Source organism: Micromonospora sp. NPDC049903, from assembly GCF_044460945.1.
Taxonomy (GTDB): domain Bacteria; phylum Actinomycetota; class Actinomycetes; order Mycobacteriales; family Micromonosporaceae; genus Micromonospora.
Map to the genome: position 1 here is coordinate 1 of NZ_JBITKL010000020.1, position 26,623 is coordinate 26,623.

Sequence of the window (26,623 nt, forward strand, 5' to 3'; positions counted from 1 at the left end):
ACACACCCTGCACTGGTCAATCTGGCGACGAACATCCCAAGCCCGAGCCCGCCGATCCCACTACCAGCGCAGACAGGCCAAGTGACGTTGGAGTATTAGGCGGCACCGCACGGCTACCGTCGACGCCATGTACGACCTTCTGGTGATCGGTGGACTCGGTGTCGACGTACGGGTGCGGGTGCCCGGATTGCCGCTGCCGGTTCTCGACTCGGTCACCGTCGACCCGATCGACCTGCGGATCGGCAACACGGGTTCCGGGGTGCTGCTCGCCGCGCACGCGCTCGGGCTGAGGGTGGCGGTGATCGACACGATCGGTGCCGACCCGGCCGGGGACGTGGTCCGCGCCGCGCTGGCCCGGACCGGCGTGCACGCCGAGCTGGCCGAGGACCCGGCCGGTACCCGCCGCTCGGTGAACCTGGTCGACCCCACCGGACGCCGGATGGCGCTGTACGACCCCCGGGCCTCGGACGGTCCCGCGCCGTTCCGCATCGAGCGGGTGGCGGCGCTGGTCGAGGACGCCACCCACGTCCATCTGTCGATCATGAGTTGGGTCCGGGACCTGCTGCCCGCCCTCGCCGACCGCCTGGCCGAGGGGGTGAGCAGCTCCACCGACCTGCACGACTGGGACGGGCGTAACCCCTATCACCGGCCCTTCGCCGAGGTCGCCGAGTTGGTCCTGGTCAGCGGCGCGGCGTTGGGCGACCGGGCGGCGGCGACAGCAGCCGCGTTCGCACCGCGCCCGGTGCTGGTCACACGGGGCGCGGACGGCGCGGAGCTGCATCTCGGCGGCCGCGTGCACCGGGTGCCGGCCGCCGTACCGCCCGGCCCGGTGATCGACACCAACGGCGCCGGGGACGCCTTCGCCGCCGGGGTCGTCGCGGCCCGGGCGCAGGGCGCGACCTGGGCAGAGGCGGCGGGGTACGCGGCCCGGGTGGCCGCCGCCGCCTGCACCCACGACGGCATGGAGTACCCGCCGGGGCTGCTCCCCCTGCCCTGACGGCCGCCCGGCCGTCGGTGCCGCGCGCGTCGTCCGACCGCGGGCGACGGTCAGAGGGCGCCGGTGGTGCCGTCGGTCAGTTCCCGAAGGATGTCGGCGTGCCCGACGTGCCGTGCGGTCTCCTCGATCATGTGCACCAGGATCCAGCGCAGCGACACCTCACCGAGCTGCGGTTGCGGCACCACGTGGTCCAGGTCGAAGCGGGCCGCGATCTCCCGCGACCGGTCACACGTCCGCTCGTAGTCGACGGCCAGGCTCTCCACCGTGTCCGCCTCGTCCAGGGTGAAGCTGGCCAGCGCCGCCTCCTCCGAGGTGGGGAACACCTCGCCCGGTGCCGGATCGAGCAGGATGTGGAACCAGTTGCGTTCGATCTCGGTGAGGTGTTTGACCAGCCCGGCGACCGTGGTCGCCGAGGGCAGCAGCCGACGGGCCGCGTCGGCGTCGGAGAGGCCGCGCAGCTTGCGCAGCAGCACCGCCCGGTGGAAATCGAGGAACGATTCGAGGATCTCCCGTTCGCCGGCCACCCGGTTGACGACCGGGCCGAGCGTCGGGTCTATCGCGATCTCCGCCATGACCGGAGATTAGCCCCTTTTCGACCCGTCGGCTGTCCCCCGTGCCCCGGCTATCCACTGCACGGCGGCGGCGGGCGGGGCAGGATGGGCGCATGGCATCCTCGGTTGAGATCCCGCTGGTAGGTGGCGAGGCGGACGGACAGCAGGTCACCGTCGAGCTGGACCCCAACGGCCGTCCCCCACTGACCCACCACCACCTGGGCTCGGGCGGCTTGGCCGGGGCAGACATCTACGAGTTGGAGTCGGTCGACGCCCAGAGCCAGCAGTGGCGCTACTGCTGGCGCGGCCCGGCCGTCTGATCCACCCGACGCACGACGCGGCCCACCGACCGAGCACACAGGTCAGGCGCCGACCTCGACCAGGGAACGGGTGCGCAGGTTCTCCAGCACCGACCGGGTGACCTGCGAGGTGCCCCGGGCCTCCTCGCAGACCTGGGCGACCCGCCGGGCGGTCGTCTCCCGCCGCTGGTCACGCTCGTCCCACAGTTGGTCGACCTCGGCCAGCAGCGGCCCCTCCACCTCCCGCTCCACGCCGCGCAGCGCCGGCACCCCGAGCCGCTGGGCCAGGTCGAAGACCTTTCCGGCGTACGGCAGGGGCAGGAACGGCGTACCCATCATCGCGGCGAAGATCAGGAAGTGCAGCCGCATGCCGACGGCCAGGTCGAAGTGGCGCATCAGCCCGAGCACCTGTTGCGGCGAGTAGGTGCCGTGCAGGATGCGTCCCCGCTCGGCGGCGATCATGTGCGAGAGCACCCCGTGCGAGTGCCGGATGTCATCGCGCTCCATCGGAACGAACAGCACGTGCGCGTCGATCCGGTGCACCAGGAAGTCGCCGATCTGGGCCAGCAGACGGTGGTAGCCGTCGACGTCGAGTCGTTCGGCGGCCCGACCGGGTTCCCGTACGCTCATGCCGACCAGCCGCTTGCCCGCCGGGACGCCCTCCTCGCGCAGCAGTTCCGCCGGGAAGTCCTCCGGTTCCAGCAGGAACGCCGGGTCGGCGGTGACGGTGATCGGGTTGAGCAGTCCGGCCTCCTCCAGCACCATCCGCGACTCCTGGTCGCGGACGGTCACCTGGGTGGCGCCGGCCAGCGTCTCCCGCACCATCCCGGTGTCGACCATCTCGCTGAGCGGCCCCACCCCCACCGCGTACGTCAGCAGTGGCAGGCCGCGTTCCTGGGCGACCCGCACCACGCGTAGGTAGCGGCGGGCCTCCTTGTCGTAGAGGATGCCGCCGCCGCCCAGGATGAGCAGGTCGAGCTGCGACAACACCAGGGCGGAGTCGGTACGGCTGACCCCCTCCCACGGCACCGCCTCGACGTCCGGGTGCGCCGCCGCAGTGTGCGCCGGGTTCCGTGAGAAGACGATGATCCGGGCGTTCGGCTCCTGTTCCCGCAGGTCGGCCAGCAGGCCGGTGAGGATGGCCTCGTCACCGAGGTTGCGCCCGCCGTACGAGCCGAGCACGCCGATGGTCAGTCCGGCACGCGTCATCCGTCGCTCCTCCCCAGGTGCGTCCGCATCGACGTCTTCCCGCTGCACCGGCGAACAGTCCTCGCCGCGCCGGGGGCGCCGCCGAGCGGCGATCAGGGTTCAGGAGGGCTCGGCGGACAACCGGGACACCAGGGCGACGACCACGTCGTCGGGGTCGAACCCGGCGTCGATCGAGGGGGTGAGCAGGTCGAGCAGCAGCCCGTCCACGGCGTAGCGCAGCAGGGTCACCTCGAACGCGCCACCGGGCAGGCCGGCGGCCAATTGGTGCGCGACGTCGTCGCGGTAGCCCTGCCGCAGGGTGGCGCCGAGGATCCGGGCCAGGTCGGGACGGCGGGTCGCCTCCAGGCGCAACTCGATCAGGGCGCGGGTGAGTTCCGGCTGCCGGGTGGTCCGCTCGACGATGTACCGGACGTAGTCGGTCAGCAGGGCCGTGGAGGGTTCCCGGGCGGCCAGTCCGGCCACCACCGTCTCGTCGGGGGCGAACCGCTCGAAGATCCGCTCGCCGAGCGCGCCGAGCAGGGCGTCCCGGGAGCGGAAGTAGTTGGAGGCGGTGCCGACCGGTACGCCCGCCTCGGTGTCGACGGCCCGGTGGGTGAGCCCCCGCGCGCCCTGCGCCGCCAGTACCCGCAGCCCGGCGTCTGCCAGGGCCGCTCGTCGCTCGGGGTTGCGTGCCATGGGGAGCACCCTAGCAACAACCACGACAGGTGTTGTAGTTTACAGTCAACCACAACATCCGTAGTGATTGGAGTACCGCTTGCGATCCCTCGTCTACTACGTCGCCAGCACGATCGACGGCTTCATCGCCGCCCCCGACGGGGCGTTCGATTTCTTCGGCCCCGAACCCGAGGTGGCGCAACACCTCGCCACGCACTGGCCGCAGACCTTCCCGACCTTCGCCCACGCACAGCTCGGCATCGACCGCCCGCAGGGCCGGTTCGACGCCGTCCTGATGGGCCGGGCCACCTACGAACCAGCCCTGAAGCTCGGCATCGCCAGCCCGTACGCCCACCTGAAGCAGTACGTCTTCGCCCGCTCGCTGCCGCCGTCGGAGGATCCGGCGGTGGAGATCGTCTCCGACGACGCGGTCGCCTTCGTCCGCGACCTCAAGCAACGGTCCGGCGGCGACATCTGGCTCTGCGGCGGCGGCCAGCTCGCCGGCCAACTGCTGCCCGAGGTGGACGAACTGATGGTCAAGGTCAACCCGATCGTCGCGGGCAGCGGCATCCCGCTCGCCGACCGCTCGTTCGACCTGCAGCACTTCACCCTGGCCGACGCCACCCCCATCGGCGCGGGCGTGGTCATGCTGCGCTACACCCGGTAGAGGCGGCTCACCGGGCAGGTCGGCGAGGTGTCGGCGGCACGGTCAGTCCGGGGTGTGCAGGGTGTGGGTGAGGAACGGGAGCACCACCGTCGGCAGGGCGGGCGAGTCCACGATGTCGTAGTGGGTGAGCCCGGGCAGGACGGCCAGACGAGCGTCCGGCCGGTCCGCACCGTCCCAACCGGCGTCCCGGTGGCCGCCGCCGAGCAGGCCGAAGAACTCCACCATGTGCGCGGGACGGATCGAGTCGGCGTCGGCGAAGACCAGCAGGGTGGGGGTGGTCAGCGCGGCCACCTCCGCGGACCAGTCGTACTCGCGGCGCAACAGCTCACCGGTCCGGGCCCAGAGCTTGGGCCAGTCGTCGGGGCGGGGCGCGACCTGCCGATAGAGCTCGTACGCGGGGATGCCGCGCATCCGCTCGCCGGCCGCCTCGTCGGGCTCCGGCATCCCGGCGAGCACCTCGGGGAACCAGCCCTGACGTCGGCACGGCGCGGAGACCACCACCAGCCGGCGGAGCAGGTGCCGGTGCTGGACCGCCAGCCGCAGGCCCACCCCGCCACCGAGGGAGAAGCCCAGCACGTCGACCGGCCCCAGATCCAGGTGGTCGATGAACGCGGCCACGTCGTCGGCCATCGACTCGTACCGCATCGGACGGTCGACGTCGGCGGTGCGTCCGTGACCCGGCAGGTCGACGCTGATCACCTGGCGGCGCTGCGCCAGCGCGGGCCGGATCGCGGCGAAGGTCTCCACCGCGCCGAACCCGCCGTGCAGCAGCACCAACGGCCGCCCGGTGCCGTGTGTCTCGTACCAGAACCGCACGTCGGCGACCTCGGCGTAGCCCACTCGCGCCCCTCCCCGTCCGCGTCGGCACCGACCCGACGACGACGGTACGCGGCACCTTCACGGTCTCGGCTCCGATTGCCCGAGACCGCACCCCTGTCATCACGCGCTCGGTGAGGATGGCCCGCCCCGTGCCTGCGCCCGGCTGGCCCTCGGGAGCTGGCCGACAGCACGGTGGGCGCCTGTCGAGCTGAGAGCGTTGACGGATCGCGTTGGACCCTTCCAAAGTGCGGCGCCCCGCGCCCGAAGGTGCGACAGCGCAGACGGTTCAGCTCGACAGGCGCCGAACTAGGAACCAAGAAGGTCGCCGCCGACGTGCATCTACGGCACCTCGACGCCGACGGCCCGGAGAACTGGTCTCCGGGCCGTCGTTGGATCTGGTGGGCGCGGCAGGTTTCGAACCTGCGACCCCTCGCTTGTAAGGCGAGTGCTCTCCCGCTGAGCTACGCGCCCGGGACACCGTCCGGCCGAGCCGGCGGGTGGCAAGCCTACCCTGCCGCCCACCGGCCCAGCCGGACGGTTACCACCGTTCGGGACGGGTCAGGCGCTGGCCTCGGCCAGGGCCTTGCGCCACCCGTGCTGGTCGCGCGGTTCGCCCGGCATGTTCATCTCGGCGAACCGGACCACGCCGTTCTTGTCGATGACGAAGGTGCCCCGGTTGGCGATGCCGGCGACCTCGTTGAAGACGCCGTACGCCTGGGCGACGGCACCGTGCGGCCAGAAGTCCGACAGCAGCGGGAACTGGTAGCCCTCGCGGTCCGCCCAGATCTTGTGGGCGTACACCGAGTCGACGCTGACGGTGAGCACCTGGACGTCGTCGCTGACGTACTCGTCGAGGTTGTCCCGCACCTCGCACAGCTCGCCCTGGCAGATGCCGGTGAAGGCCAGCGGGTAGAAGACCAGCAGGACGGTACGCCGGTCACGGAAGTCGGCGAGCCGTACCTCCTGGTTGTTCTGGTCCTTCAGCACGAAGTCCGGCGCCTCGGCACCAACCTCGATCGGCATGCGAGCTCCTTCGGGAGTCAGGTCGGGTCGGCCTCAGCCTGTCACACCGCTGAGCAGGGTCACTTCTTGCCCTTGGCGCCTCGGCGCAGGACGAGACGGGCCCCGCTCCAGTCCTTGCCGGCGTTGATGGTGGAGGTCTGTTGCAGGCCCGCAGTCGGCGCCGACTCGGCGACCTCACTCGGTTCCACGTGCCCGTCACGGCCGGCCTTGGGCGTCAACAGCCACACGACCCCGTTGTCGGCCAGGGGGCCGAGGGCGTCGACGAGGAGTTCGAAGAGATCACCGTCGCCGTCGCGGTACCACACCAGCACCGCGTCGACCACCTCGTCGGTGTCCTCGTCGACCAGATCACCACAACGGTCCGTCAGGGCGTCCCGGAGATCGGAGTCGACGTCGTCGTCGTAACCCATCTCCATGACGACCATCCCCGGCTCGATGCCGAACCGGTCCGCCAGGCTGCGTACCCCGTCGGCAGCCTGACCAGCGGTCGCGCTCACTGTCGCGTGCCTCCTCATCTCGTGGCGAGTTCGCGGCGTCCCCTCGAACGCCGTCAGGCAAAGTCCACACAGTTGTGCCCTCCGGCGCAAGTGGCGCACCGGGTGGAACGAAATTTACCGTGCCAGCAGCGTACGGGCACCCTGGGTGATGGCCTCCTCGGACACTAGGACCTGACGGGCAGCCGGACCTAATGGTACAAATGAGTCAACTGCTGCCACCCGTCGTGCCGCACCGACATAACCGGCATCGACCAGGGCAGCCAGCACTCCCTCACCCACCCCGCCGGAGCGCCGGGTCTCGTCCACCACCAGCACCCGGCCGGTCGCGGTGGCCTCCCGGATGAGATCGGCCACCGGCAGCGGGGCCAGCCACCGCAGGTCCACCACCCGGGTGCCGACGCCCTCGTCGGCCAGCGCCGACGCGGCCCGCAACGACATGCGTACGCCGTTACCGAACGTGATGATGGTGACGTCCTCGGCCGAGCCGACGCCGTACACCCGGGCCCGCCCGACCGGCACGTGTGCGCCCGCCCAGGCGCCCGGCTCGGCGTACCCGGCCAGCCACTCCCCGTCGCCGTCGGTGTAGAGGTCGCGGGTGTGGTAGAGCCCGATCGGCTCCAAAAACACACAGACACTGCCGTCCACCGCCGCGCTCGCCAGGCAGGTCCGCAGCATCGCCGCCGCGTCGTCCGGTCGCGCGGGTACGGCGACCACCAGCCCGGGCACGTCCCGCAGCACCGCCACCGAGTTCTCGTTGTGGAAGTGCCCGCCGAAACCCTCCTGGTACGCCAGCCCGGCCACCCGCACCACCATCGGGTTACGCAACGCGCCCTGCGAGAAGAACCTCATGGTGGCCGCCTCGCCACGCAACTGGTCCTCGGCGTTGTGCAGGTACGCCAGATATTGGATCTCGGGCACCGGCAGCATCCCGGCCAGCCCGGCACCGAGCCCCAGGCCGAGGATCGAGGTCTCGTCGAGCAACGTGTCGAAGACCCGGGCGACACCGAACCGGTCCCGCAGGCCCTTCGTCACCCCGTACACCCCGCCCTTGGCGGCGACGTCCTCGCCGAAGACGGCCATCTGCGGATGGTCGAGCAGCCCGTCGGTGAGCGCGGCGTTGATGCTCTGCGCCAGCGTCAGCGGGCCGACCAACTCCGGCGGCTTGCCGCCGAACGCCTCGACCCGCGCGCCCGCGCCCGGACCGGCCGCCCGGTCGCCCGCCTCGGCCACCGCACGGGCCACCCGCAGCGGTCGGCGGGGCGCCAGCGGGGCGACCACCTCGGCGGGGCTGGCCAGCTTCGGCTCGTCGAGCACCCCCTCGGCCAGCCGACGGATCCGCCAGCCGACCTCGTCGTAGCGGTCCAGCAGCTCCGCGCCGCTGGCCAGGCCCGCCTCGACCAACCGTCGGGCGGTGGCCACCAGCGGATCCCGGTCCAGGTCGGCACGGATCTCCCCGGCCGACCGGTACGCGCTCTCGGCGTCCGCGCCCGCGTGCCCCATCAACCGCACCGTGGTCAGGTGCAGGACGGCCGGACGCCGGTGCCGACGCACCCAGGCCGCCGCCTCGACCGCCACCTCGTACGTCTCGACCAGGTCCGTGCCGTCGGCGGCGAAGTACCGGACCCCCGGCTTCGACCGCAGCGCCGTCGCCACCCAGCCCTGCGGGGACCGCAGGCTCAGTCCCAGGCCGTTGTCCTCGCACACGAACAGCACCGGGATGCGCAGGCCGGTGTGGTCGTACCAGCCGGCGGTGTTGAAGGCGGCGGTGGCGCTGGCGTGGTTGATCGAGGCGTCCCCGAACGAGCAGACCACGATCGCGTCGGGTGCCCACGTCGCCGCCGGCGTCTCCCCTGGCCGGGTCGGCTCCTGCCGCGTCTCCAGCCGACGCAGCCGCTCCACCGCGAGGCCCATGCCGACCGCCCGGGGCAGGTGCGAGGCGACCGTCGAGGTGGTCGGCACCACGGCGAGGTCGGCACGGCCGAAGACCTTGTGCCGGCCTCCGGCGATCGGCTCCTCCCGCGAGGCCACCATCCCGCGCAGCACGTCCCGGGCCGCGTCCGCGTACCCCGGGTCCACCGCCCGCGCGCCAACCGACCCGCCACCCGCCGTCCCCGGCGCCGCAGCGCCCTCGGCGGGTTCGGCACCGTCGGCCGGTTCGACATCATCCGCGGGCGCTTCGACCTCCTCAGCCGGTTCGACATCGTCCTGGGTCGGTTCGGTGTCCTCGGCCGGACCCGGATCGCTGTCCACGGGTGTGGTGTCCTCCGCGCGTCCGGACTTCCCCGTCATGCCGACGGTCGACGGGGGCGGTGTGGCGAACGCGTTCGAGGGTTCGCCGTCGCCGCCTCCGGGCGGGTCCGCGTCGGGCTCCCGGCCGGTGTCGGGCTCCGCGTTGCGGGCGGCCTGAGCGGCCCGTACGCAGTAGAACGCGCCGGAGCGGTAGTGCAGCAGGGCCGGGTCGGTGGGGCGCAGCGCTGCGGCGACCCCGGCGTTGCCTTCGTGCCCGGCCGAGCCGATCGTGTAGTAGCCCTCACCGAAGCTGCGGAGCCAGCGCCCGGCGAGGTCGAGTTGGCGGCTGGTGACCTGGGCGTCGAAGAGGTCCAACAGCTCTGCGCCGGTCAGCGTGGCACCGTCGGCCACCGGCTGTGCCGGGTCGGCGCGGCGCCCCGGCGCGGCGAGGGCGGCCAGGGCCTCCCGGAACCGGTCGTCGAGATCCTGCGGGGTGGTCACGTCCGACAGCATTACCGACCGAGGCACGCCTCGCCCACCTGAGCACGTTTCACGCACCTGGGACGGCGCGGCGCATCGGACCGTACGGCCCAGGTGGTGGCACCGACCAGGGGTGGGCCGTCCGTCGGGTGGAGGATGCCCGGCCCACCGTTGGCCCGAGTGACCGGCCTCAGACGCCGATCTGCTCCGGGCAGCCGCCGTCGGAGACCTTCCAGACCAGCTCGCCGAGGACCGCCAACTCCTCCGTGCTGAGCCCGGCCAGCAGTCGTGAGTCGGACAGCACCTCGTGGACCCTGTCCCGCATCCGCCGGCCCGCCTCGGTCACCACCAGCGTCCGCTGCCGCCGGTCGGCCGGGTCGGCGCGGCGCTCCACCAGCCCGGCCCGCTCCAGCTTGTCGACCAGCGCGGTCACGTTGGACCGGTCGCAGCGCAACTGCTCGGCCAGCTCGCGGGCGGGCAGCGGGCGATCCGGGTCCAGCTCGTAGAGCGCGCGGGCGACCGCCGGGGTCAGCCCCAGTGCGGCGATCTCGGTGTCCTGGTGGTGCCGCAGGGCGCCGGCCACGTGCATGATCCGCCGGACCGTGTCGCCGGCCACCCGGGAGCGGTCGGCCCGACCCGGGCCGACCAGGGTGACGGGTGGTCGCGGCATGGTCGGATTCTACGTTCCGGCCGGATTCGGGCAGCTCCGCCGTTACTCCGACCGCACGCCGCCGGGACGGTCCCGCCGTGGTGGTCGGCCGGGCAGACGCCGTGGTCAGCCGGGCAGGAAGGAGAAGCGGACCTGCCGGCTGGTGTTGTCGCCGTTGGTGTCGACCAGGCAGACCGACTGCCAGGTGCCGAGGGCGAGCCGGCCGCCGAGCACGGGCAGCGTCGCGTACGGGGCGACGAAGGCGGGCAGCACGTGGTCACGGCCGTGCCCGGGCGACCCGTGCCGGTGCTGCCACCGGTCGTCGGTGGGCAGCAGGGCGTCCAGCGCGGTGAGCAGGTCGTCGTCGGAGCCGGCGCCGGTCTCGATGATGGCCACCCCGGCGGTGGCGTGCGGCACGAACACGTGCAGCAGTCCGTCGCCCTGCCCGGCGAGGAACTGCTCGGCCTCGGCGGTGATGTCCCGGACGGTCGGCCGGGAACCGGTCCGGATGCTGATCACCTCACTACGCATACCCCTCATTCTGCCCGGTTACGAGATCTTGTACCGGCGCGCTCGGTGGCGTTTCCTGGCAAGATCGTCTACGACCCGTCGCGGCCTGCGCGGCGACCTGAAGTTACTGGTCGGTACGTGTGTCGCGCGTCGCCCTTGGGCCGGGTGGACGTGACGGCGAGTGCCGCGACGGGGCAGGATGGCGCTAGAGACCTATCCCACACACAACCGAGGGAACGCCTGTGGCTACGGAACGCAAGCGCCCGGTGATCACGGCCGGACTGCCGAGCCAGCTTCCGGACATCGACCCTGAAGAGACCAGCGAATGGGTCGAGTCGCTCGACGGTGTCATCGATGATCGTGGCACCAAGCGGGCGCGTTACGTGATGCTGCGCCTGTTGGAGCGCGCCCGTGAGCGCCAGGTCGGCGTACCGTCGCTGACCACCACCGACTACCTCAACACGATCCCGCCGGAGCGCGAACCCTGGTTCCCGGGTGACGAGCACATCGAGCGCCGGATCCGGGCGTACGTGCGGTGGAACGCGGCGATGCTGGTGCACCGGGCGCAGCGTCCCGAGATCGGCGTCGGCGGTCACATCTCCACCTTCGCCAGTTCGGCCTCGCTGTACGAGGTGGGCTTCAACCACTTCTTCCGGGGCAAGAACCACCCGGGTGGCGGCGATCAGCTCTTCTACCAGGGGCACGCCTCCCCCGGTATGTACGCTCGCGCGTTCCTCGAGGGCCGACTGAGCGAGAACCAGCTCGACGGCTTCCGGCAGGAGCTGTCGCACCCCGGCGGCGGTCTGCCGTCGTACCCGCACCCCCGGCTGATGCCGGACTTCTGGGAGTTCCCCACCGTCTCGATGGGGCTCGGCGGACTGAACGCCATCTACCAGGCCCGGTTCAACCGCTACCTCCAGCACCGGGGCATCAAGGACACCTCCGACCAGCACGTCTGGGCCTTCCTCGGCGACGGCGAGATGGACGAGCCGGAGACCCTGGGCGCGATCGGCGTGGCCGCCCGGGAGGAGCTGGACAACCTCACCTTCGTGATCAACTGCAACCTCCAGCGCCTGGACGGTCCGGTCCGCGGCAACGGCAAGGTGATGCAGGAGCTGGAGGCGTTCTTCCGGGGCGCCGGCTGGAACGTCATCAAGGTGGTCTGGGGCCGGGAGTGGGACCCGCTGCTCGCCGCCGACACCGACGGCGCGCTGGTCAACCTGATGAACACCACGCCGGACGGCGACTACCAGACCTACAAGGCGGAGTCCGGCGCGTACGTCCGGGAGCACTTCTTCGGTCGGGACGCGCGGACCCGCAAGATGGTCGACGGCCTGAGCGACGACGAGATCTGGAACCTCAAGCGGGGCGGGCACGACTACCGCAAGCTCTACGCGGCCTATAAGGCGGCGACGGAGCACACCGGGCAGCCGACGGTGATCCTGGCCAAGACGATCAAGGGCTGGACGCTCGGTCAGCACTTCGAGGGCCGCAACGCCACGCACCAGATGAAGAAGCTGACGCTGGACGACCTCAAGATGTTCCGCGACCGGCTCTACCTGGACATCCCGGACTCGGCGCTGGAGGACAACCCGTACCTGCCGCCGTACTACCGGCCGGACGAGAAGTCCGACGAGATGCAGTACCTGCACGAGCGGCGCAAGCAGCTCGGCGGCTACCTGCCGAGCCGGCGGACCAAGGCCAAGACCCTGGCCATTCCCGGCAGCGAGCGCTTCGCCGACGTCAAGCGGGGTTCGGGCAAGCAGAAGGTGGCCACCACGATGGCCTTCGTCCGGCTGCTCAAGGACCTGATGAAGGACAAGCAGTTCGGCAAGCGCTGGGTGCCGATCATCCCGGACGAGGCGCGCACCTTCGGCCTGGACTCCATCTTCCCGACCGCCAAGATCTACTCGCCGCACGGCCAGCGGTACACCTCGGTCGACCGGGAGCTGTTCCTGTCGTACAAGGAGTCCACCACCGGCCAGATCCTGCACGAGGGCATCAACGAGGCCGGTTCGGTCGCCTCGTTCACCGCCGCCGGTTCGTCGTACGCCACGCACGACGAGCCGATGATCCCGATGTACATCTTCTACTCGATGTTCGGGTTCCAGCGCACCGGCGACGGTTTCTGGGCGGCGGCCGACCAGATGGCCCGTGGCTTCGTGCTCGGCGCCACCGCCGGTCGCACCACGCTCAACGGTGAGGGCCTCCAGCACGAGGACGGCCACTCGCTGCTGCTCGCGGCCACGAACCCGGCCGTCGTCGCGTACGACCCGGCGTTCGCGTTCGAGATCGCGCACATCGTGGAGAACGGCCTGCACCGGATGTACGGCGAGGAACAGGAGAACATCTTCTACTACCTCACCATCTACAACGAGCCGATCCACCAGCCGGCCGAGCCGGAGGGTGTGGACGCCGAGGGCATCGTCAAGGGCATCTACCGCTACGCGGCGGCCCCGACGGTGGAGGGTGACGCCCCCCGGGCCAACGTGCTCGCCTCCGGCACCGGCATGCAGTGGGCGCTCAAGGCGCAGCAGCTGCTCGCCCAGGACTGGGGGGTGGCCGCCGACGTCTGGTCGGTGACCTCCTGGACCGAGCTGCGGCGGGACGCGGTCGAGTGCGAGGCGTACAACCTCCTGCACCCGGGCACGGAGCAGCGGGTGCCGTACATCCAGCAGAAGCTGGCCGACGCCGACGGGCCGAAGGTCGCGGTCAGTGACTGGATGCGCGCGGTGCCGGACCTGATCTCCCGCTGGGTGCCGGGCGACTGGACCTCGCTGGGCACCGACGGCTTCGGCCTGTCGGACACCCGGCACGCGCTGCGTCGGCACTTCCGCGTCGACGCCGAGTCGATCGCGGTCGCCACGCTGCGGCAGCTCGCGCTGCGTGGCGTCGTACCGGCGCACGTACCGGCCGAGGCGGCCAAGAAGTACGCCATCGATGACGTGAACGCCGCCCCGGTCGGCGAGACCGGCGGCGACAGCTAGTACCGCACGCACCGAGAGAGGGCCCGGCGCATGGCGCCGGGCCCTCTGGCGTGTCGGTATGACACAGGCGATATCGGGAGGCGACTTCCCCCCGTAACATCACCAATCCACAATCGTCGATAGGCATCCGGCTTCCGCACGGGCACCACGCCGGCCCGGTGGACTCCCCCTGTCGCGCCGTCCTCCGCCGGCTCGGACGCCGTCCGCCCCCGCGCGACGAGAGGGAGCACAGATGCGAATCGTCCGGATCGGCCTGGCCCTGGCCGTCGGCGCCCTGGTGGTGTCGACGCTGGGGCCGGGCTCGCCCTCGGTGGCACACGACCCCGCCACCCCCGCCGGGCGGGCCTCGGCCCAGGAGTTCATGGCACAGCGTGAACCGACCCAGCAGTTGGTCGCCGCCGCCGCGACGGCCTGCACGAACGGCCAGGCGGCGGGTTACCCGTGTCGCAACGTCGACCTGCTGTCGTTCCTGCCGCTGACGAGCATCGGCGGCAGCCAGGCGAACGACATCTGGGGCTGGACCGACCCCCAGACCCGCAAGGAGTACGCGATCGTCGGTCGCCGCAACGGCACCTCCTTCGTGGACGTCTCGAACCCGACCGCGCCGGTCTATCTCGGCAACCTGCCTGCGTACCAGAACCGAACGGCGGTCTGGCGGGACATCAAGGTCTACCGCGACCACGCGTACGTGGTGGCGGACGTGTCCGGGCACGGCATGCAGGTCTTCGACCTGACCCGGTTGCGGGGCGTCACCACGCCGCAGACCTGGACCACCAACGCGCAGTACAACCAGTTCGGCAACTCGCACAACATCGCCATCAACGAGCAGACCGGCTTCGCGTACGCGGTCGGCACCAACACCTGCAGCGGCGGCCTGCACATGGTCGACATCCGGACCCCGAAGTCCCCGACGTACGCCGGCTGCGTCAGCAACGACGGATACACCCACGACACCCAGTGCGTGGTGTACCGGGGTCCCGACACCGCCCACACCGGCCGGGAGATCTGTGTCAGCTCCAACGAGGACACCGTCACCGTGGTGGACGTGACCAGCAAGTCCGCTCCGCGGCAGTTGGCCCGCATCGGGTACACCGGCCGGGCGTACACCCACCAGGGCTGGTTCACCGAGGACCAGCGGTACTTCCTGCTCGACGACGAGCTGGACGAGTCCCGGCGCGGGGTCAACACCCAGACCTACATCTGGGACCTGGCCGACCTGGACGCACCCCGGCACATCGGCACCTACAGCGCGCCCTCCGGCGTCGCCGCCACCGACCACAACCAGTACGTCAAGGGGAGGTACAGCTACCAGGCCAACTACCGGGCCGGGTTGCGCATCCTGGACCTCACCGACGTGGCCGCCGGTCGGGCCACCGAGGCCGGCTTCTTCGACGTCTACCCCTCCAGCAACAGCTCCTCGATGAACGGGGCCTGGAGCACCTACCCGTACTTCCCGAGCGGTGTCGTCGTGGTCAGCGGCATCGAACAGGGGCTGTTCGTGTTGCAGCCCCGGCTGCCGTGACGACGACCAGCCAGGGGCCGACGGCGAACGCCGTCGGCCCCGTCGACGTGCCACCCGATCCGGAGTACGCGGCCGGTCCCGGCGTCCCGGTGCCGACGGCAGGCCCGGGGACCCGTTACGCGGCGATCGCGCTGGTGCTCGCGCTGTCCCTGACGGTCGGCTTCTTCGCCGGTCGGGCCGGTGGTCCGAACGGCGGTCCGGCCCGGCCGACCGCCGCCATGGCGGGCGGGCACGCGGGCCACGGTCCGGGTGGACTGGAGGTCTCGCGGGACGGCTGGACGCTGACGCTGCACACGCCGGCCCTGACCGTCGGCGAGCCGAACGAACTGGCCTTCCAGATCACCGACCAGACCGGCGTCGCGCTGACCGCGTTCCAGGAGAACCACGAGCGCCGGATGCACCTGATCCTCGTCGGGCGTGACCTCTCCGGATATCAGCACCTGCACCCGGAGATGTCGCCCGACGGCACCTGGCGGGTGCGGGTGACACCGTCGGCACCCGGCCCGTTGCGGGTGATCGCCGACTTCTGGCCGCTCGGCGCCCAGGCGGGGGTCGCCCTCGGGGCCGACGTGCCGGTTCCCGGCCGGTACGCGGTCCGGCCGCTCGATCCGCCCGAGGAGACGGTCCTGGTCGACGACTACACGGTCACCCTGGACGGTGGCCTGCGTGCCGGGGAGTCCCACCAGGTGCTGGTCTGGCTCGGTCGCCTCGGGCAGCCGGTGAACGACCTGCAACCACACCTGGGCGCGTACGGGCATCTGGTCGCGTTGCGTCAGGGCGACGTGGCGTACCTGCACGTCCATCCGGCGGCGGCCAGCCAGGCCAGTTCGGTGGTGGCGTTCGGCATCACCGTGCCGTCGACGGGCACCTACCGCCTGTTCTTCGAGTTCCGGCACCTCGACGAGGTACGCGTGGCGGCCTTCACCGTGGTCGTGTGAGGCGGTCGCACGAGGAGCCGAAAACGGTGGCGGCCCGGGTGCACCTGGTCGGGACACCGGGGCCGCCACCGCATCGTGGGTGACGCCAGGAGGTGGTCGGTCAGCCGACGGCGGCCAGGTCGGTCAGCCGAGCCAGCGAGTCCTCCAGATCGGCGCCGACCCTCCGCAGGCCGAGCCGGAGCAGAGCGGCCTTGACCGGGCCGGCCGGCCAGCGTACGACGATGAGCCGCACGACCGTCCCACCCTCGTCCTCGTCCGGGGTGAGCTGGACGTATATCTCGGTGCGCGCCTCCGCTCGGGCACCGGCGCCCTTGGCGCGTTCCCGCCAGCCGATCAGGGTCGGCTCCTGGTAGGCGATCACTTCGGCCTCATGTGCGGCACCGCGCCCGGCCTGGACCAGTTGCCGTCTGCCGAAGCCCTCTCCTGAGAGGACCTCGGCCGCACGGACGCCGGCCAGCCAGGCCGGCAACTGTTCAGCGCGCTGAACCACGTCCCAGACCGCGTTCACCGGTGCCGACACGTGCGCGCTGCGTTCCACGAGGATCATTTCCGTCTTCCTCCAGTGAGGACATCCCACAATATTCGGAACTGTATGCGCAAAAACGGACGTATGTGGACGGGTTTGACGAAGACACGCCGAAAGGTATTGCCATCGACGCCGCGGCACCCTATGGCGCAGCGCTCCCACGACCCCTAGAGTTCCGAACACGTTTCGCGTTTCGCCGGGAGGGCGCATGCAGACCGCTCCGATGCCCGACTTCCCCACCGGATTCCGCTGGGGCGTCTCCACCTCCGCCTACCAGATCGAGGGCGCCGCCGACGCGGACGGTCGCGGACCCTCCATCTGGGACACCTTCGCCCACTCCCCCGGGCGCATCCTCGACGGCAGCACCGGCGACGTGGCCTGCGACCACTACCACCGCTACGCGGAGGACGTCGCGCTGATGGCCGGGCTCGGGGTGACCGCGTACCGCTTCTCGGTGTCCTGGCCCCGCGTGCTGCCCACCGGCACCGGTCCGGTCAACGCCGCCGGGCTGGACTTCTATGAGCGGCTGGTGGACGAGCTGCTCGACCACGGCATCGACCCGGTCGCCACGCTGTTCCACTGGGACCTGCCGCAGCCGCTCCAGGACGCCGGCGGCTGGCTGCACCGCGACACCGCGCACCGCTTCGCCGAGTACGCCGACGTGCTGGCCGCCCGCCTCGGCGACCGGGTCAAGCTCTGGATCACCCTCAACGAGCCGTTCATCCACATGAGCCTCGGCCACGGCACCGGCGAGCACGCCCCCGGCAAGGCGCTGCTCTTCGACGCCTTCCCGGTCGCCCACCACCAACTGCTCGGCCACGGTCTCGCGGTCGCCGCGCTGCGCGCCCGCAGCAGCAGTCCGGTCGCCATCGCCAACAACTATTCGCCGGTACGGGTGCTCGGCGACGACCCGGCCGACGCCGCCGCCGGGTACGCCTACGACGCGCTGCACAACCGGCTCTTCACCGATCCGCTGCTCGGCCGCGGCTACCCGACCGAGCTGGGCTTCGACACCAGCGTGGTCCGCGACGGCGACCTCGACGTCATCGCCGCCCCGCTGGACGTGCTGGGCGTCAACTACTACAACCCCACCGGCGTACGCGCCCCCGAGGAGGGCTCGCCGCTGCCGTTCGAGCTGGTGCCGCTCACCGGGTACCCACGTACCGCCTTCGACTGGCCGGTGGCCCCGGACGGGCTCCGGGACCTGCTCGGCTGGCTGCACCGGCAGTACGGGTCGGACCTGCCCCCGATCCAGATCACCGAGAGCGGCTGCGCGTACGACGACACCCCGGACGCCGACGGCCGGGTGCCGGACCCGGACCGGATCGCCTATCTGGACGGCCACCTGCGCGCGGTGCACGCGGCGATGGCCGACGGGGTCGACGTGACCGGGTACTTCGTCTGGTCGTTGCTCGACAACTGGGAGTGGGCCGAGGGCTTCACCAAACGCTTCGGGCTGGTGCACGTCGACTTCGCCACCGGAGCGCGTACGCCCAAGTCGTCGTACTCCTGGCTGCGCGAGGTCATCGCGGCGGCCCGCCGGGAACCTCCCCGGTGACCACCATCGACCCGACGCCGGCCTCGCTGCCGGCGGCGCTGGCGGAGCCGACGGTCCCGGTGCGGCGCGGCTGGATCGCGCTGCTCTTCGCCGCGAACCTCGGTGTCTGGATGGCGTTCTTCACGCCGATCCAGGTGCTGCTGCCGCAGCAGCTCGGGCAGATCGCCCCGACCAACAAGGAGACCATGCTGGCGGTGGTCACCGGCCTCGGCGCGTTGGCCGCGGTGATCGTCAACCCGGTGGTCGGGGCGCTGTCGGACCGGACCTGCCTGCGGATCGGCGGCCGGGAGTTCGGTCGCCGGCACGTCTGGACCCTCGGCGGCGCGGTGCTCGGGGCGCTGTCGCTGGCGCTGCTCGCCCAGGCGCAGACCGTGCTCGGCGTGGTCGTCGGCTGGATCGCGGCACAGACCTGCTTCAACGCGATGCTGGCCAGCCTGACCGCCGCCGTACCGGACCGGGTCCCGGTCGCCCAACGTGGCGGCGTCTCCGGCTGGGTCGGCATCCCGCAGGCGCTCGGGCTGGTGCTCGGCGTCGTGCTGGTCACCGCCGTGGTCACCGGCAACGCCGCCGGGTACCTGGCGATCGCCGCCGCGGTGCTGCTGTTCGCGCTGCCGTTCGCCCTGCGCACCACGGACGACCCGCTGCCGCGGACGCACCGACCGGCGCTGCGGGGACTGCTGGCCGGCATGTGGGTGTCGCCGCGCCGGTACCCCGACTTCGGCTGGGCCTGGATCACCCGGTTCCTGGTCCAGCTCGGCAACGCCTTCGGCACCCTCTATCTGCTGTACTTCCTCACCGACGAGGTCCGGATGGCCGACCCCGAGGGCGGCCTGCTGGTGCTGATCCTGCTCTACACCGCCGGGCTGATGGCCACCACGGTGGTCGCCGGGCGGCTGTCGGACCGCTCGGGCAAACGCAAGATCTTCGTGATCGTCGCCGGAATGGTGATCGCGGTCGCGGCCCTGCTGCTGGCCGTCGCCCCCACCTGGCCGATGGCGATCGTCGCCGCGCTGCTGCTCGGTGCCGGTTACGGGGTGTACCTGTCGGTGGACGCCGCCCTGATCACCCAGGTGCTCCCGAGGGCCACCGACCGGGCCAAGGACCTCGGCGTGATCAACATCGCCAACTCCGCCCCACAGGTGCTCGGACCGGCCATCTCCGCCCCGATCGTGGTCTACCTGGGCGGCTACCCGGCCCTGTACGCCACCACCGCCGTGGTGACCGTCCTCGGCAGCGTTCTGGTGCTGAAGATCCGCTCCGTCCCCTGACCGGCTGTGATGTAAGGAGGGGACCCCTGTACAACACCAGGCGATAGCAGGGGACCCCTCCTAACATCTGTACGCTGGGGGCCGTGACGGTACGTGTGCGATTCGCCCCCTCCCCGACCGGTATGTTCCACGTCGGCGGCGCCCGCTCGGCGCTGCAGAACTGGATCTACGCCAAGCAGCAGGGCGGGGTGTTCGTGCTGCGCATCGAGGACACCGACGCCGCCCGCAACAAGCCGGAGTGGACCGAGGGCATCCTGTCGGCGCTGGACTGGATCGGCATCGAGCGGGGCAGCTACGAGGGCCCCTGGTTCCAGTCCTCGTACGCCGACGAGCACCGCGCCGCCGCCCGCCGGCTGCACGACTCGGGCCGCGCGTACTACTGCGACTGCACCCGCGAGGCGGTGCAGGCCCGGACCGGTAACCAGTACACCGGCTACGACGGCCACTGCCGCGACCGTGGCCTGCCGCCCGGCGAGGGTCGCGCGCTGCGCTTCCGTACGCCCGACGAGGGCACCACGGTGGTCGTGGACCTGATCCGGGGCGAGCCGACCTTCGAGAACAAGCTCATCGAGGACTTCGTGATCGCCCGGGGCGACGGGTCCCCCGTCTTCCTGCTGGCCAACGTCGTCGACGACATGACGATGGGCATCACCCACGTCATCCGGGCCGAGGAGCACCTGCCCAACACCCCGAAGCAGCAGTTGCTCTGGGATGCCCTCGGAGTGAAGCCGCCGATCTGGGCGCACGTTCCCGTGGTCGTCAACGAGAAGCGGCAGAAGCTGTCCAAGCGACGGGACAAGGTCGCGCTGGAGGCGTACCGGGACGAGGGTTACCTCGCCGCCGCGATGCGCAACTACCTGATGCTGCTCGGCTGGGCGCCCTCCGGCGACCGGGAGATCGTGCCCTGGTCGGTGATCGAGGACGAGTTCCGGCTCGACGAGGTGAACCCGTCGCCGGCCTTCTTCGACGAGAAGAAGCTGCGGGCGTTCAACGGCGAGTACATCCGGGCGTTGTCGGTCGAGGAGTTCGTCGAGGTCTGCGGGCCGTGGCTGACCGGTACCGGCAGCATCCCGCCGCCGCCGTGGCAGCCCGACGAGTTCGACCCGGCGACGTTCGCCGCGGTGGCACCGCTGGCCCAGACCCGCATCGCGGTCCTCAGCGAGATCGTCGCGAACGTCGACTTCCTCTTCCTCGCCTCCCCGCTGATCGACGAGGCGGCCTGGGCCAAGGCGATGAAGGAGGGCGCAGCCGAGCTGCTGGACGACGCCATCGCCGCCTACGCGGCGGTGACCTCGTGGGACGCGGCGACGCTGAAGACCACCCTGGAGGAGGTCGGCGCGGCGCGCGGTCTCAAGCTCGGCAAGGCCCAGGCGCCGGTACGCGTCGCGGTCACCGGCCGGACGGTCGGGTTGCCGCTGTTCGAGTCGCTGGAGCTGCTCGGCGCCGAGCGCACCCTGACCCGGCTACGCGCCGCCCGCGCCCGCCTGTTCTGAGGCTGTCGGATGTAAGGAGGGGTCCCCTGCTAACGCCTGGTGCATAGCAGGGGACCCCTCCTTACATCCGTGCACGGCGAGAGGCGCGGCGGCGGATCAGGCGGGCGGCGACCAGGACGACGAGCAGCACCAGGGCAACGATGCCCGCCCACCAGCCGGCGCCCGACGAATCGCCGGACCGGGGCATCGGGGTGGCCACCAGCGGACCGGACCTGCTCGGGGTGGGCGTGGCCTCCGTCGGTGCCGGGGTGGTCGGTACGGCGGTGGTGGCCCCCTCGGCAGGGGCAGCGGTCGTCGCCGACGAGGTCGGATCGGCGGGCGTACCGGTGGTCAGCGTGAACCGGACCTCGCCCGAGATCGGGTGGCCGTCGCCGGAGACGATCTCGTACCCGATCACGTACAGGCCGGCCCGGCCGGGGGTGAACGGCGCGCTGATCCGGTTGCCGGAGACCCTGGCCGGCCCGCCGAGCGCGTCCACGTCGTCCGGTCCGGTGACCCTGAGTGTGGTGCTCTCCTCGTCGAGCCGAGCAAGGAAACGCAACTCGACCCGCTCGGGCGCGGTCGCGACGCGGGCGCCGTCGCGGGGGTTGCTGCTGGTCAGTTGGTTGTGCGCGGCGGCCGGCGTCACCGGCAGCAGCAACGACACACCGAGCGCCACGCCGAACACCACTGTCCAGGACCGCGTCGTACGCGCTACCCTGCCCCCCATCACGGCCTCCGCACCGGTAAGATCCGCCCCGCGTGTCCACGGCTGATCATTGGTCGATTCGCGATCGCAGATAGTTCCAATTAGTGTTTCACCAGCTGCAACCGATCGTCGTTCCACGGAGTCTTTGTGGTGGGTACCCGTCCTGTGGGCACGGTCACCGCCGTCGGCCTTCCAACGCGTGACCCCTGCAGCACAGCCGACCATCGACGGGGCGAGGAGGCGGCATGGTCCGACGGATGAGGCGACTGGCCACGATAGCGGTCGGTGGAGTCGCCGCGGTGTTGTTGTCGCTGGCCTTCGTCGAGCCGGCCAAGGCCGCGCCGAAGGCGCCGCCGGCCGGCGTCGACATCACCGGAGACGGGTTGGCCGAGCCGTTGCGCCTGCGCCACGACACCAGCCCGGAGCAGGTGACCGCCGTCATCGACCAGGTGAGCCGGTCCCTGGCGCGGGCGAGCGCGCCCAAGAAGGCCGATCTCGGTCCGAAGTACACCGTGGTGGTGCTGGCCGGTGACACTCCGAAGCAGACCTACGACCTCTATCCGAAGGCGGTCGGCGGACCGCGCGTCTATCGGCCGGCCAAGCAGCCGGACGCCCGCAAGACCACGGCGGCCTGGTTCCTCGGGCGGATGACCATGTCGGAGACGCTGCGCACCGTCGGGGTGCCGCTGGAGCGGACCTACGAGGCGGTCAGCGGCGGGGTCGGTGGAGGCGAACGGATCATTCCGGAGGACGCGCTCAACCCCGCTCAGGACATCAACGAGGCCTTCAGCGATCTGCGCCGCCTGCTCCTGCTGAACGTCGCGGTGATGCTGGTGATCACCCTCGGGCTGGCCGGGATCGCGCTGCTGGTCCGCCGCCGGACCCGCTGAACCTCCGCACCAGCGCCGCCGGACTGAGCCTCAGCACCAGCACGACCGGACCGGGTGCGCCTCAGCACCAGCGGCGCGGGGGCCGTTCCCGGCGTACCGCCCGCAGTGCCGGGCGGACCGGGCCGTGCCGGTGGGCGCCGGCCCAGCCGGGCAGATCGCTGCGACAGCCGCCGGTGACCGGCTCCGGCACGGCGGTCTCGCCCGTACGCTGACGCGGCACCACGGGGTCGACGGGGCGCGGGCGCACCGGAGCGACGTCCTCCTCGGGACGCTCGGGCGCCCGTGCCGGCGTGGGTTCGCCCGGGTGGGCCAGGCCGATGAGCCGACGGTGGTGCTTGGCGACGGCCGGCTGCTCGTGCGGTCCCGATCGGCAGGGCTCTCCCTGGGCGCAGCCGTGGTCAGCCTCCCCGTGCGCCATCGGTGTCTCCTCACGCTCGCCCTCACCCGCCGGTGCCCACCCGACGTGCCTCGTTACCGTACTGGCCGGCTCCGACGGCCCGTGCAGCGCGTACCGGGTGGGTGCTGTCGGTCCCGCCGACGCCTGCCGGCGAGGTCCAGCTCAGGACATGTCAGGCTAGGCGGGTGAGCGAGTCGGGCGGGACGGACCTGTCGGCCACGCTGCGCCGGATCGAGCGGGCCGCCGGTGCGCTGGCCACCGACAGCGTGGCCCGGATGGACGACACGCTGCCCTGGTTCCGGGAGCTGCCCGCCGACCAGCGGTCCTGGGTGATGCTGGTGGCGCAGGCCGGCGCGCGCTCCCTGGTGCAGTGGCTGCGCTCCGACGGCGGCCCCAACAAGGGCACCCAGGAGGTCTCCGACGAGGTGTTCGCCACCGCGCCACAGGCGCTGGCCCGGTCGATCACCCTCCAGCAGACCGTCGCCCTGATCAAGGTGACCATCGACGTGGTCGAGGAGCAGGTCGACGACCTGGCCGCGCCGGGCGAGGCGGCGCAGTTGCGCGAGGCGGTGCTGCGCTACTCCCGGGAGATCGCCTTCGCCGCGGCCCGGGTGTACGCCCGGGCGGCCGAGTCGCGCGGTTCGTGGGACGCCCGCCTACAGGCCCTGCTGGTCGACGCGCTGCTGCGGGGCGACTCCCCGGACGTGCTGGCCAGCCGGGCCGCCGCGCTCGGCTGGACGGACGCGCCGCCGGTCGCGGTGGCGGTCGGCCCCTCCCCCGGCGGCGAGGTCGCCGCCGTGCTGCACACCGTCTACCGGCAGGCCCGGCGGGTCGGGGTCGAGGTGATCGGCGGCGTGCACGGTGACCGTCTGGTGATCGTGCTGGGTGGGGCGGCGGACCCGGTGGCGGCCACCGCCGAGCTGCTCTCCGCCTTCGGTGACGGCCCGGTGGTCGTCGGCCCCTCGGTGCCGAGCCTGGACGAGGCCACCGAGTCGGCCCGGGCCGCGTTGGCCGGTTACCGGGCGGCCCCGGCGTGGCCGGCCGCGCCCCGGCCGGTCTACGCCGGTGACCTGCTGCCCGAACGGTCCCTGGCCGGCGACGCGGAGGCCCGGCGGCGGCTGCGGCACGACGTGTACGCGGTGCTGGTGCGGGCCGGCGGTGAGCTGCTGGAGACGCTGGACGCCTTCTTCGCCGCAGGAGGCACGCTGGAGAGCGCGGCCCGGGCCCTGTTCGTGCACCCGAACACGGTGCGTTACCGGCTGCGGCGGATCTCCGACGTCACCGGGTTCAGCCCGTTGTCGCCCCGGGACGCCTTCGCGTTGCGGGTGGCCCTGACCGTGGGTCGGTTGGATCCGGTGGTGCCGACCCCGACATTGGCCCCACCGACCGGTAAAAGATCACAGGTCGGCGATGATCAGCACCAATCTTTGTAGGATCTCTCCAAAGGTCCTAGTGCGGTTTGGTACCGGTCGGCACAGCGCAACCGGTGGGTATCCGGGAGAGTCATAGACGTGCTCGCCGTACTCTGCCCCGGCCAGGGTTCTCAGAAACCCGGCTTCCTGACTCCCTGGCTCGACCTGCCCGGCGCCGAGGCGCGGCTGCGTCACTGGTCCGCGCTGGCCGGCGTCGACCTGGTGCACCTGGGCACCGAGGCCGACGCCGACGAGATCCGGGACACCGCCCGCACCCAGCCGCTGCTGGTGGCCGCGGCCCTGCTCGCCGCCGAACACCTGCCGATGCAGGACGTGGCGCTGACCGCCGGGCACAGCGTCGGCGAACTCGGTGCGGCGGCGCTGGCCGGCGCGCTGCCGGCGGACGCCGCGATCTCCCTCGCCGGGGTACGCGGCCGGGAGATGGCCGCCGCCTGCGCGCTGGAACCGACCGGCATGGCCGCGGTCCTCGGCGGCGACCCGGACGAGGTGCTCGCCGCGATCGAGGGGCACGGGCTGCACGCCGCGAACCGCAACGGCACCGGGCAGGTCGTCGCCGCCGGTGCGGTCGACGGCCTGGAGAAGCTGGCCGCCGAGCCGCCGGCCCAGGCGCGGGTCATCCGGCTCCAGGTGGCGGGTGCCTTCCACACCCCGTACATGGCTCCTGCGGAGGCGGCGCTGGCCACGGTCGCGGCCGACGTCACCACCGCCGACCCGACGCGGATCCTGCTCTCCAACCTCGACGGCACCGCCGTCGGACAGGGCGCGGAGATGCTCCAGCGGCTGGTCCGGCAGGTCACCGCCCCGGTCCGCTGGGACCTGTGCATGGCCACCCTCGCCGACCTCGGGGTGACCGGCGTGATCGAGCTGCCGCCCGCCGGTACGCTCTCCGGCCTGGTCAAGCGCGAGCTCAAGGGCCCCGGCCTGCCGGAGATCGTGACCCTGAACACCCCGGACAAGCTGCCCGCCGCCCGCGACCTGATCGCCCGCGTCGCCGGAGGGCAGGCGTGAGCGCGGTCCGCCTCAGTCCGTCCGACTCCCGTGCCGAGATCGACCGTAGGAAGGGCTCGTCATGAGCGGCAGTCGCATCCTGTCCCTGGGGCACTACCAGCCGTCCCGGGTGGTGACCAATGACGAGATCGCCCAGTTGGTGGAGACCAACGACGCGTGGATCCGGGACCGGGTCGGCATCGCCAGCCGGCGGATCGCCGGTGACGAGACGGTCGCCGACATGGCCGCCGCCGCCGCGGACAAGGCGCTGGCCAACTCGGGGCTGACCGCCTCCGACATCGACCTGGTCGTGGTGGCGACCTGCACCTCGATCGACCGCAGCCCGAACGTGGCCTGCCGGGTCGCGGCCAAGCTGGGCATCGACGCCCCGGGGGCGTTCGACCTGAACACGGCCTGCTCCGGCTTCGCGTACGCGCTGGGCACCGTGGACCACGCGGTCCGCGCCGGTGCCAGCCGCAACGCCATCGTGATCGGCGCGGAGAAGTTGTCCGACTTCATCGACTGGAACGACCGTTCCACCTGCATCATCTTCGGCGACGGGGCGGGCGCCGCGGTGGTCACCGCCGCACCCGAGGGCGAGCCGGCCGGTATCGGCCCGGTGGTCTGGGGCTCGGTGCCGGAACGCGGCGACGCGGTACGCATCGAGGGCTGGCGCCCGTACGTCGCGCAGGAGGGTCAGACGGTGTTCCGCTGGGCCACCACCGCCCTGGCGCCGCTGGCCCTACAGGCGTGCGAACGGGCCGGGGTCGACCCGTCGGAACTGGCCGCGTTCGTTCCGCACCAGGCCAACACGCGGATCATCGACGGCATCGCGAAGCGGCTGAAGATCCCGCAGGCGATCATCGCGAAGGACCTGATCGAGTCCGGCAACACCTCGGCGGCCAGCATCCCGCTGGCCCTGTCGAAGCTGGTGGAGCGCCGCGAGGTGCCCTCCGGCGCGCCGGTGCTGCTGTTCGGTTTCGGCGGTGGCCTGACCTACGCCGGTCAGGTCGTCCGCTGCCCCTGAGACCCCCTCGGCGCGCAGGCGCAGAGGTGTGACGGACGGCGTCGCCGCCCGTCGAGAAATTCCGATGAGAGGAACCCACCGCAATGACCCGTGACGAGATCACCACCGGCCTCGCCGAGATCCTCGAAGAGGTTGCCGGGGTGAACCCGGACGACGTGGCCGAGGGGAAGTCCTTCACCGACGACCTGGACGTCGACTCGCTCTCCATGGTGGAGGTCGTGGTGGCGGCCGAGGAGAAGTTCGGCGTCAAGATCCCGGACAACGAGGTCCAGAACCTCAAGACGGTCGGGGACGCCGTGAGCTACATCGAGGCGCAGTCCTGATC

General features: G+C 71.7%; 25 protein-coding genes, 1 tRNA gene and 1 pseudogene. 14 read left to right on the forward strand and 13 right to left on the reverse strand.

Annotated features, from left to right (window positions below):
* The first annotated feature begins 127 nt into the window (after window positions 1-127).
* On the forward strand, window positions 128-997 hold the full coding sequence (locus tag ACIBO1_RS24400) for a carbohydrate kinase family protein (protein WP_396750348.1): 870 nt from the start codon (window positions 128-130) through the stop codon (window positions 995-997).
* A gap of 50 nt (window positions 998-1,047) precedes the next feature.
* Here the strand turns inward: ACIBO1_RS24400 and ACIBO1_RS24405 are convergent, their stop codons facing one another.
* Entirely contained in the window at window positions 1,048-1,569 is a 522-nt protein-coding gene (locus ACIBO1_RS24405) for a DinB family protein (protein WP_396750350.1), read from the reverse strand.
* 92 nt (window positions 1,570-1,661) lie between these two features.
* Between ACIBO1_RS24405 and ACIBO1_RS24410 the strand changes: the two genes are divergently transcribed.
* Complete coding sequence (locus tag ACIBO1_RS24410) at window positions 1,662-1,868, forward strand: hypothetical protein (RefSeq protein ID WP_350698462.1); 207 nt, start codon at window positions 1,662-1,664, stop codon at window positions 1,866-1,868.
* A gap of 42 nt (window positions 1,869-1,910) precedes the next feature.
* On the opposite strand, the gene ACIBO1_RS24415 is transcribed toward ACIBO1_RS24410, so the two are convergent.
* On the reverse strand, window positions 1,911-3,056 hold the full coding sequence (locus ACIBO1_RS24415) for a polysaccharide pyruvyl transferase family protein (protein WP_396750352.1): 1,146 nt from the start codon (window positions 3,054-3,056) through the stop codon (window positions 1,911-1,913).
* 99 nt (window positions 3,057-3,155) lie between these two features.
* A complete protein-coding gene (locus tag ACIBO1_RS24420; protein ID WP_396750354.1) occupies window positions 3,156-3,731 on the reverse strand; it encodes a TetR/AcrR family transcriptional regulator in 576 nt (191 codons plus the stop codon).
* A 79-nt stretch (window positions 3,732-3,810) separates the two neighbouring features.
* On the opposite strand from ACIBO1_RS24420, the gene ACIBO1_RS24425 reads away from it, so the two are divergent.
* The gene (locus ACIBO1_RS24425; protein ID WP_396750356.1) at window positions 3,811-4,377 is read left to right on the forward strand and encodes a dihydrofolate reductase family protein; all 567 of its coding nucleotides are present in this window, start codon (window positions 3,811-3,813) and stop codon (window positions 4,375-4,377) included.
* Window positions 4,378-4,419: 42 nt separating this feature from the next.
* Here ACIBO1_RS24425 and ACIBO1_RS24430 read toward each other — a convergent pair whose 3' ends face one another.
* The 7 genes from ACIBO1_RS24430 to ACIBO1_RS24460 form a co-directional block, all read right to left on the reverse strand.
* Complete coding sequence (locus ACIBO1_RS24430) at window positions 4,420-5,217, reverse strand: alpha/beta fold hydrolase (protein ID WP_396750358.1); 798 nt, start codon at window positions 5,215-5,217, stop codon at window positions 4,420-4,422.
* A gap of 375 nt (window positions 5,218-5,592) precedes the next feature.
* Window positions 5,593-5,667, reverse strand: a tRNA-Val gene (locus tag ACIBO1_RS24435).
* An 87-nt stretch (window positions 5,668-5,754) separates the two neighbouring features.
* Window positions 5,755-6,219 (reverse strand): peroxiredoxin, encoded by a 465-nt coding sequence (locus tag ACIBO1_RS24440; RefSeq protein WP_396750360.1) that lies wholly within the window; start codon window positions 6,217-6,219, stop codon window positions 5,755-5,757.
* 59 nt (window positions 6,220-6,278) lie between these two features.
* Window positions 6,279-6,716, reverse strand: a complete 438-nt coding sequence (locus tag ACIBO1_RS24445) for a DUF3052 domain-containing protein (RefSeq protein ID WP_350698451.1) — start codon at window positions 6,714-6,716, stop codon at window positions 6,279-6,281.
* Between the two features lie 114 nt (window positions 6,717-6,830).
* Entirely contained in the window at window positions 6,831-9,323 is a 2,493-nt protein-coding gene (locus tag ACIBO1_RS24450) for a thiamine pyrophosphate-dependent enzyme (protein WP_396750538.1), read from the reverse strand.
* Window positions 9,324-9,615: 292 nt separating this feature from the next.
* Complete coding sequence (locus tag ACIBO1_RS24455; RefSeq protein ID WP_396750362.1) at window positions 9,616-10,095, reverse strand: MarR family winged helix-turn-helix transcriptional regulator; 480 nt, start codon at window positions 10,093-10,095, stop codon at window positions 9,616-9,618.
* Between the two features lie 105 nt (window positions 10,096-10,200).
* Complete coding sequence (locus ACIBO1_RS24460) at window positions 10,201-10,605, reverse strand: YjbQ family protein (RefSeq protein ID WP_396750364.1); 405 nt, start codon at window positions 10,603-10,605, stop codon at window positions 10,201-10,203.
* A gap of 221 nt (window positions 10,606-10,826) precedes the next feature.
* Between ACIBO1_RS24460 and aceE the strand changes: the two genes are divergently transcribed.
* From aceE to ACIBO1_RS24475, 3 genes are all read left to right on the forward strand, one after another.
* Complete coding sequence (aceE, locus tag ACIBO1_RS24465; RefSeq protein ID WP_396750366.1) at window positions 10,827-13,571, forward strand: pyruvate dehydrogenase (acetyl-transferring), homodimeric type; 2,745 nt, start codon at window positions 10,827-10,829, stop codon at window positions 13,569-13,571.
* Between the two features lie 232 nt (window positions 13,572-13,803).
* Window positions 13,804-15,093, forward strand: a complete 1,290-nt coding sequence (locus ACIBO1_RS24470) for a choice-of-anchor B family protein (protein WP_396750368.1) — start codon at window positions 13,804-13,806, stop codon at window positions 15,091-15,093.
* Window positions 15,090-16,031 (forward strand): hypothetical protein, encoded by a 942-nt coding sequence (locus ACIBO1_RS24475; RefSeq protein WP_396750370.1) that lies wholly within the window; start codon window positions 15,090-15,092, stop codon window positions 16,029-16,031. Before ACIBO1_RS24470 ends, ACIBO1_RS24475 begins: the two co-directional genes overlap by 4 nt.
* A gap of 100 nt (window positions 16,032-16,131) precedes the next feature.
* Here ACIBO1_RS24475 and ACIBO1_RS24480 read toward each other — a convergent pair whose 3' ends face one another.
* Complete coding sequence (locus ACIBO1_RS24480) at window positions 16,132-16,578, reverse strand: SRPBCC family protein (RefSeq protein ID WP_396750372.1); 447 nt, start codon at window positions 16,576-16,578, stop codon at window positions 16,132-16,134.
* Between the two features lie 187 nt (window positions 16,579-16,765).
* Here ACIBO1_RS24480 and ACIBO1_RS24485 point away from each other — a divergent pair, with 187 nt between their 5' ends.
* The 3 genes from ACIBO1_RS24485 to gltX all read left to right on the forward strand — a co-directional run bounded on the left by ACIBO1_RS24485 (window position 16,766) and on the right by gltX (window position 20,876).
* Window positions 16,766-18,115, forward strand: a complete 1,350-nt coding sequence (locus ACIBO1_RS24485; protein WP_396750374.1) for a GH1 family beta-glucosidase — start codon at window positions 16,766-16,768, stop codon at window positions 18,113-18,115.
* Window positions 18,112-19,383 carry an MFS transporter gene (locus ACIBO1_RS24490; RefSeq protein WP_396750376.1) on the forward strand — a complete coding sequence of 424 codons (1,272 nt, stop codon included), beginning with the start codon at window positions 18,112-18,114 and terminating at the stop codon, window positions 19,381-19,383. The genes ACIBO1_RS24485 and ACIBO1_RS24490 overlap by 4 nt, the downstream gene beginning before the upstream one ends.
* A gap of 83 nt (window positions 19,384-19,466) precedes the next feature.
* A complete protein-coding gene (gltX, locus tag ACIBO1_RS24495; protein WP_396750378.1) occupies window positions 19,467-20,876 on the forward strand; it encodes a glutamate--tRNA ligase in 1,410 nt (469 codons plus the stop codon).
* A 61-nt stretch (window positions 20,877-20,937) separates the two neighbouring features.
* Here gltX and ACIBO1_RS24500 read toward each other — a convergent pair whose 3' ends face one another.
* Entirely contained in the window at window positions 20,938-21,585 is a 648-nt protein-coding gene (locus ACIBO1_RS24500) for a copper resistance protein CopC (protein ID WP_396750380.1), read from the reverse strand.
* Between the two features lie 224 nt (window positions 21,586-21,809).
* Between ACIBO1_RS24500 and ACIBO1_RS24505 the strand changes: the two genes are divergently transcribed.
* Complete coding sequence (locus tag ACIBO1_RS24505; RefSeq protein ID WP_396750382.1) at window positions 21,810-22,454, forward strand: hypothetical protein; 645 nt, start codon at window positions 21,810-21,812, stop codon at window positions 22,452-22,454.
* A gap of 61 nt (window positions 22,455-22,515) precedes the next feature.
* On the opposite strand, the gene ACIBO1_RS24510 is transcribed toward ACIBO1_RS24505, so the two are convergent.
* Window positions 22,516-22,872 carry a hypothetical protein gene (locus ACIBO1_RS24510; protein WP_396750384.1) on the reverse strand — a complete coding sequence of 119 codons (357 nt, stop codon included), beginning with the start codon at window positions 22,870-22,872 and terminating at the stop codon, window positions 22,516-22,518.
* A 101-nt stretch (window positions 22,873-22,973) separates the two neighbouring features.
* On the opposite strand from ACIBO1_RS24510, the gene ACIBO1_RS24515 reads away from it, so the two are divergent.
* From ACIBO1_RS24515 to ACIBO1_RS24530, 4 genes and pseudogenes are all read left to right on the forward strand, one after another.
* A complete protein-coding gene (locus ACIBO1_RS24515) occupies window positions 22,974-24,284 on the forward strand; it encodes a PucR family transcriptional regulator (protein ID WP_396750386.1) in 1,311 nt (436 codons plus the stop codon).
* Between the two features lie 78 nt (window positions 24,285-24,362).
* A pseudogene (locus ACIBO1_RS24520) lies at window positions 24,363-25,280 on the forward strand (ACP S-malonyltransferase); the annotation flags it as partial.
* 73 nt (window positions 25,281-25,353) lie between these two features.
* On the forward strand, window positions 25,354-26,298 hold the full coding sequence (locus tag ACIBO1_RS24525; protein WP_396750388.1) for a beta-ketoacyl-ACP synthase III: 945 nt from the start codon (window positions 25,354-25,356) through the stop codon (window positions 26,296-26,298).
* A gap of 83 nt (window positions 26,299-26,381) precedes the next feature.
* Entirely contained in the window at window positions 26,382-26,621 is a 240-nt protein-coding gene (locus tag ACIBO1_RS24530; RefSeq protein ID WP_053653162.1) for an acyl carrier protein, read from the forward strand.
* Window positions 26,622-26,623: the final 2 nt, after the last annotated feature.

What these genes read in the sequence shown, in the direction of transcription:
- ACIBO1_RS24470 (WP_396750368.1), top strand. Translation starts at nt 13,804, where the DNA reads ATGCGAATCGTCCGGATCGGCCTGGCCCTGGCCGTCGGCGCCCTGGTG.
- ACIBO1_RS24525 (WP_396750388.1), top strand. Translation starts at nt 25,354, where the DNA reads ATGAGCGGCAGTCGCATCCTGTCCCTGGGGCACTACCAGCCGTCCCGG.
- ACIBO1_RS24455 (WP_396750362.1), bottom strand. Translation starts at nt 10,095, where the DNA reads ATGCCGCGACCACCCGTCACCCTGGTCGGCCCGGGTCGGGCCGACCGC.
- ACIBO1_RS24420 (WP_396750354.1), bottom strand. Translation starts at nt 3,731, where the DNA reads ATGGCACGCAACCCCGAGCGACGAGCGGCCCTGGCAGACGCCGGGCTG.
- ACIBO1_RS24485 (WP_396750374.1), top strand. Translation starts at nt 16,766, where the DNA reads ATGCAGACCGCTCCGATGCCCGACTTCCCCACCGGATTCCGCTGGGGC.
- ACIBO1_RS24440 (WP_396750360.1), bottom strand. Translation starts at nt 6,219, where the DNA reads ATGCCGATCGAGGTTGGTGCCGAGGCGCCGGACTTCGTGCTGAAGGAC.
- ACIBO1_RS24410 (WP_350698462.1), top strand. Translation starts at nt 1,662, where the DNA reads ATGGCATCCTCGGTTGAGATCCCGCTGGTAGGTGGCGAGGCGGACGGA.
- ACIBO1_RS24405 (WP_396750350.1), bottom strand. Translation starts at nt 1,569, where the DNA reads ATGGCGGAGATCGCGATAGACCCGACGCTCGGCCCGGTCGTCAACCGG.
- ACIBO1_RS24460 (WP_396750364.1), bottom strand. Translation starts at nt 10,605, where the DNA reads ATGCGTAGTGAGGTGATCAGCATCCGGACCGGTTCCCGGCCGACCGTC.
- ACIBO1_RS24530 (WP_053653162.1), top strand. Translation starts at nt 26,382, where the DNA reads ATGACCCGTGACGAGATCACCACCGGCCTCGCCGAGATCCTCGAAGAG.
- ACIBO1_RS24510 (WP_396750384.1), bottom strand. Translation starts at nt 22,872, where the DNA reads ATGGCGCACGGGGAGGCTGACCACGGCTGCGCCCAGGGAGAGCCCTGC.
- ACIBO1_RS24480 (WP_396750372.1), bottom strand. Translation starts at nt 16,578, where the DNA reads ATGATCCTCGTGGAACGCAGCGCGCACGTGTCGGCACCGGTGAACGCG.
- ACIBO1_RS24505 (WP_396750382.1), top strand. Translation starts at nt 21,810, where the DNA reads ATGGTCCGACGGATGAGGCGACTGGCCACGATAGCGGTCGGTGGAGTC.
- ACIBO1_RS24415 (WP_396750352.1), bottom strand. Translation starts at nt 3,056, where the DNA reads ATGACGCGTGCCGGACTGACCATCGGCGTGCTCGGCTCGTACGGCGGG.
- ACIBO1_RS24400 (WP_396750348.1), top strand. Translation starts at nt 128, where the DNA reads ATGTACGACCTTCTGGTGATCGGTGGACTCGGTGTCGACGTACGGGTG.
- ACIBO1_RS24500 (WP_396750380.1), bottom strand. Translation starts at nt 21,585, where the DNA reads ATGGGGGGCAGGGTAGCGCGTACGACGCGGTCCTGGACAGTGGTGTTC.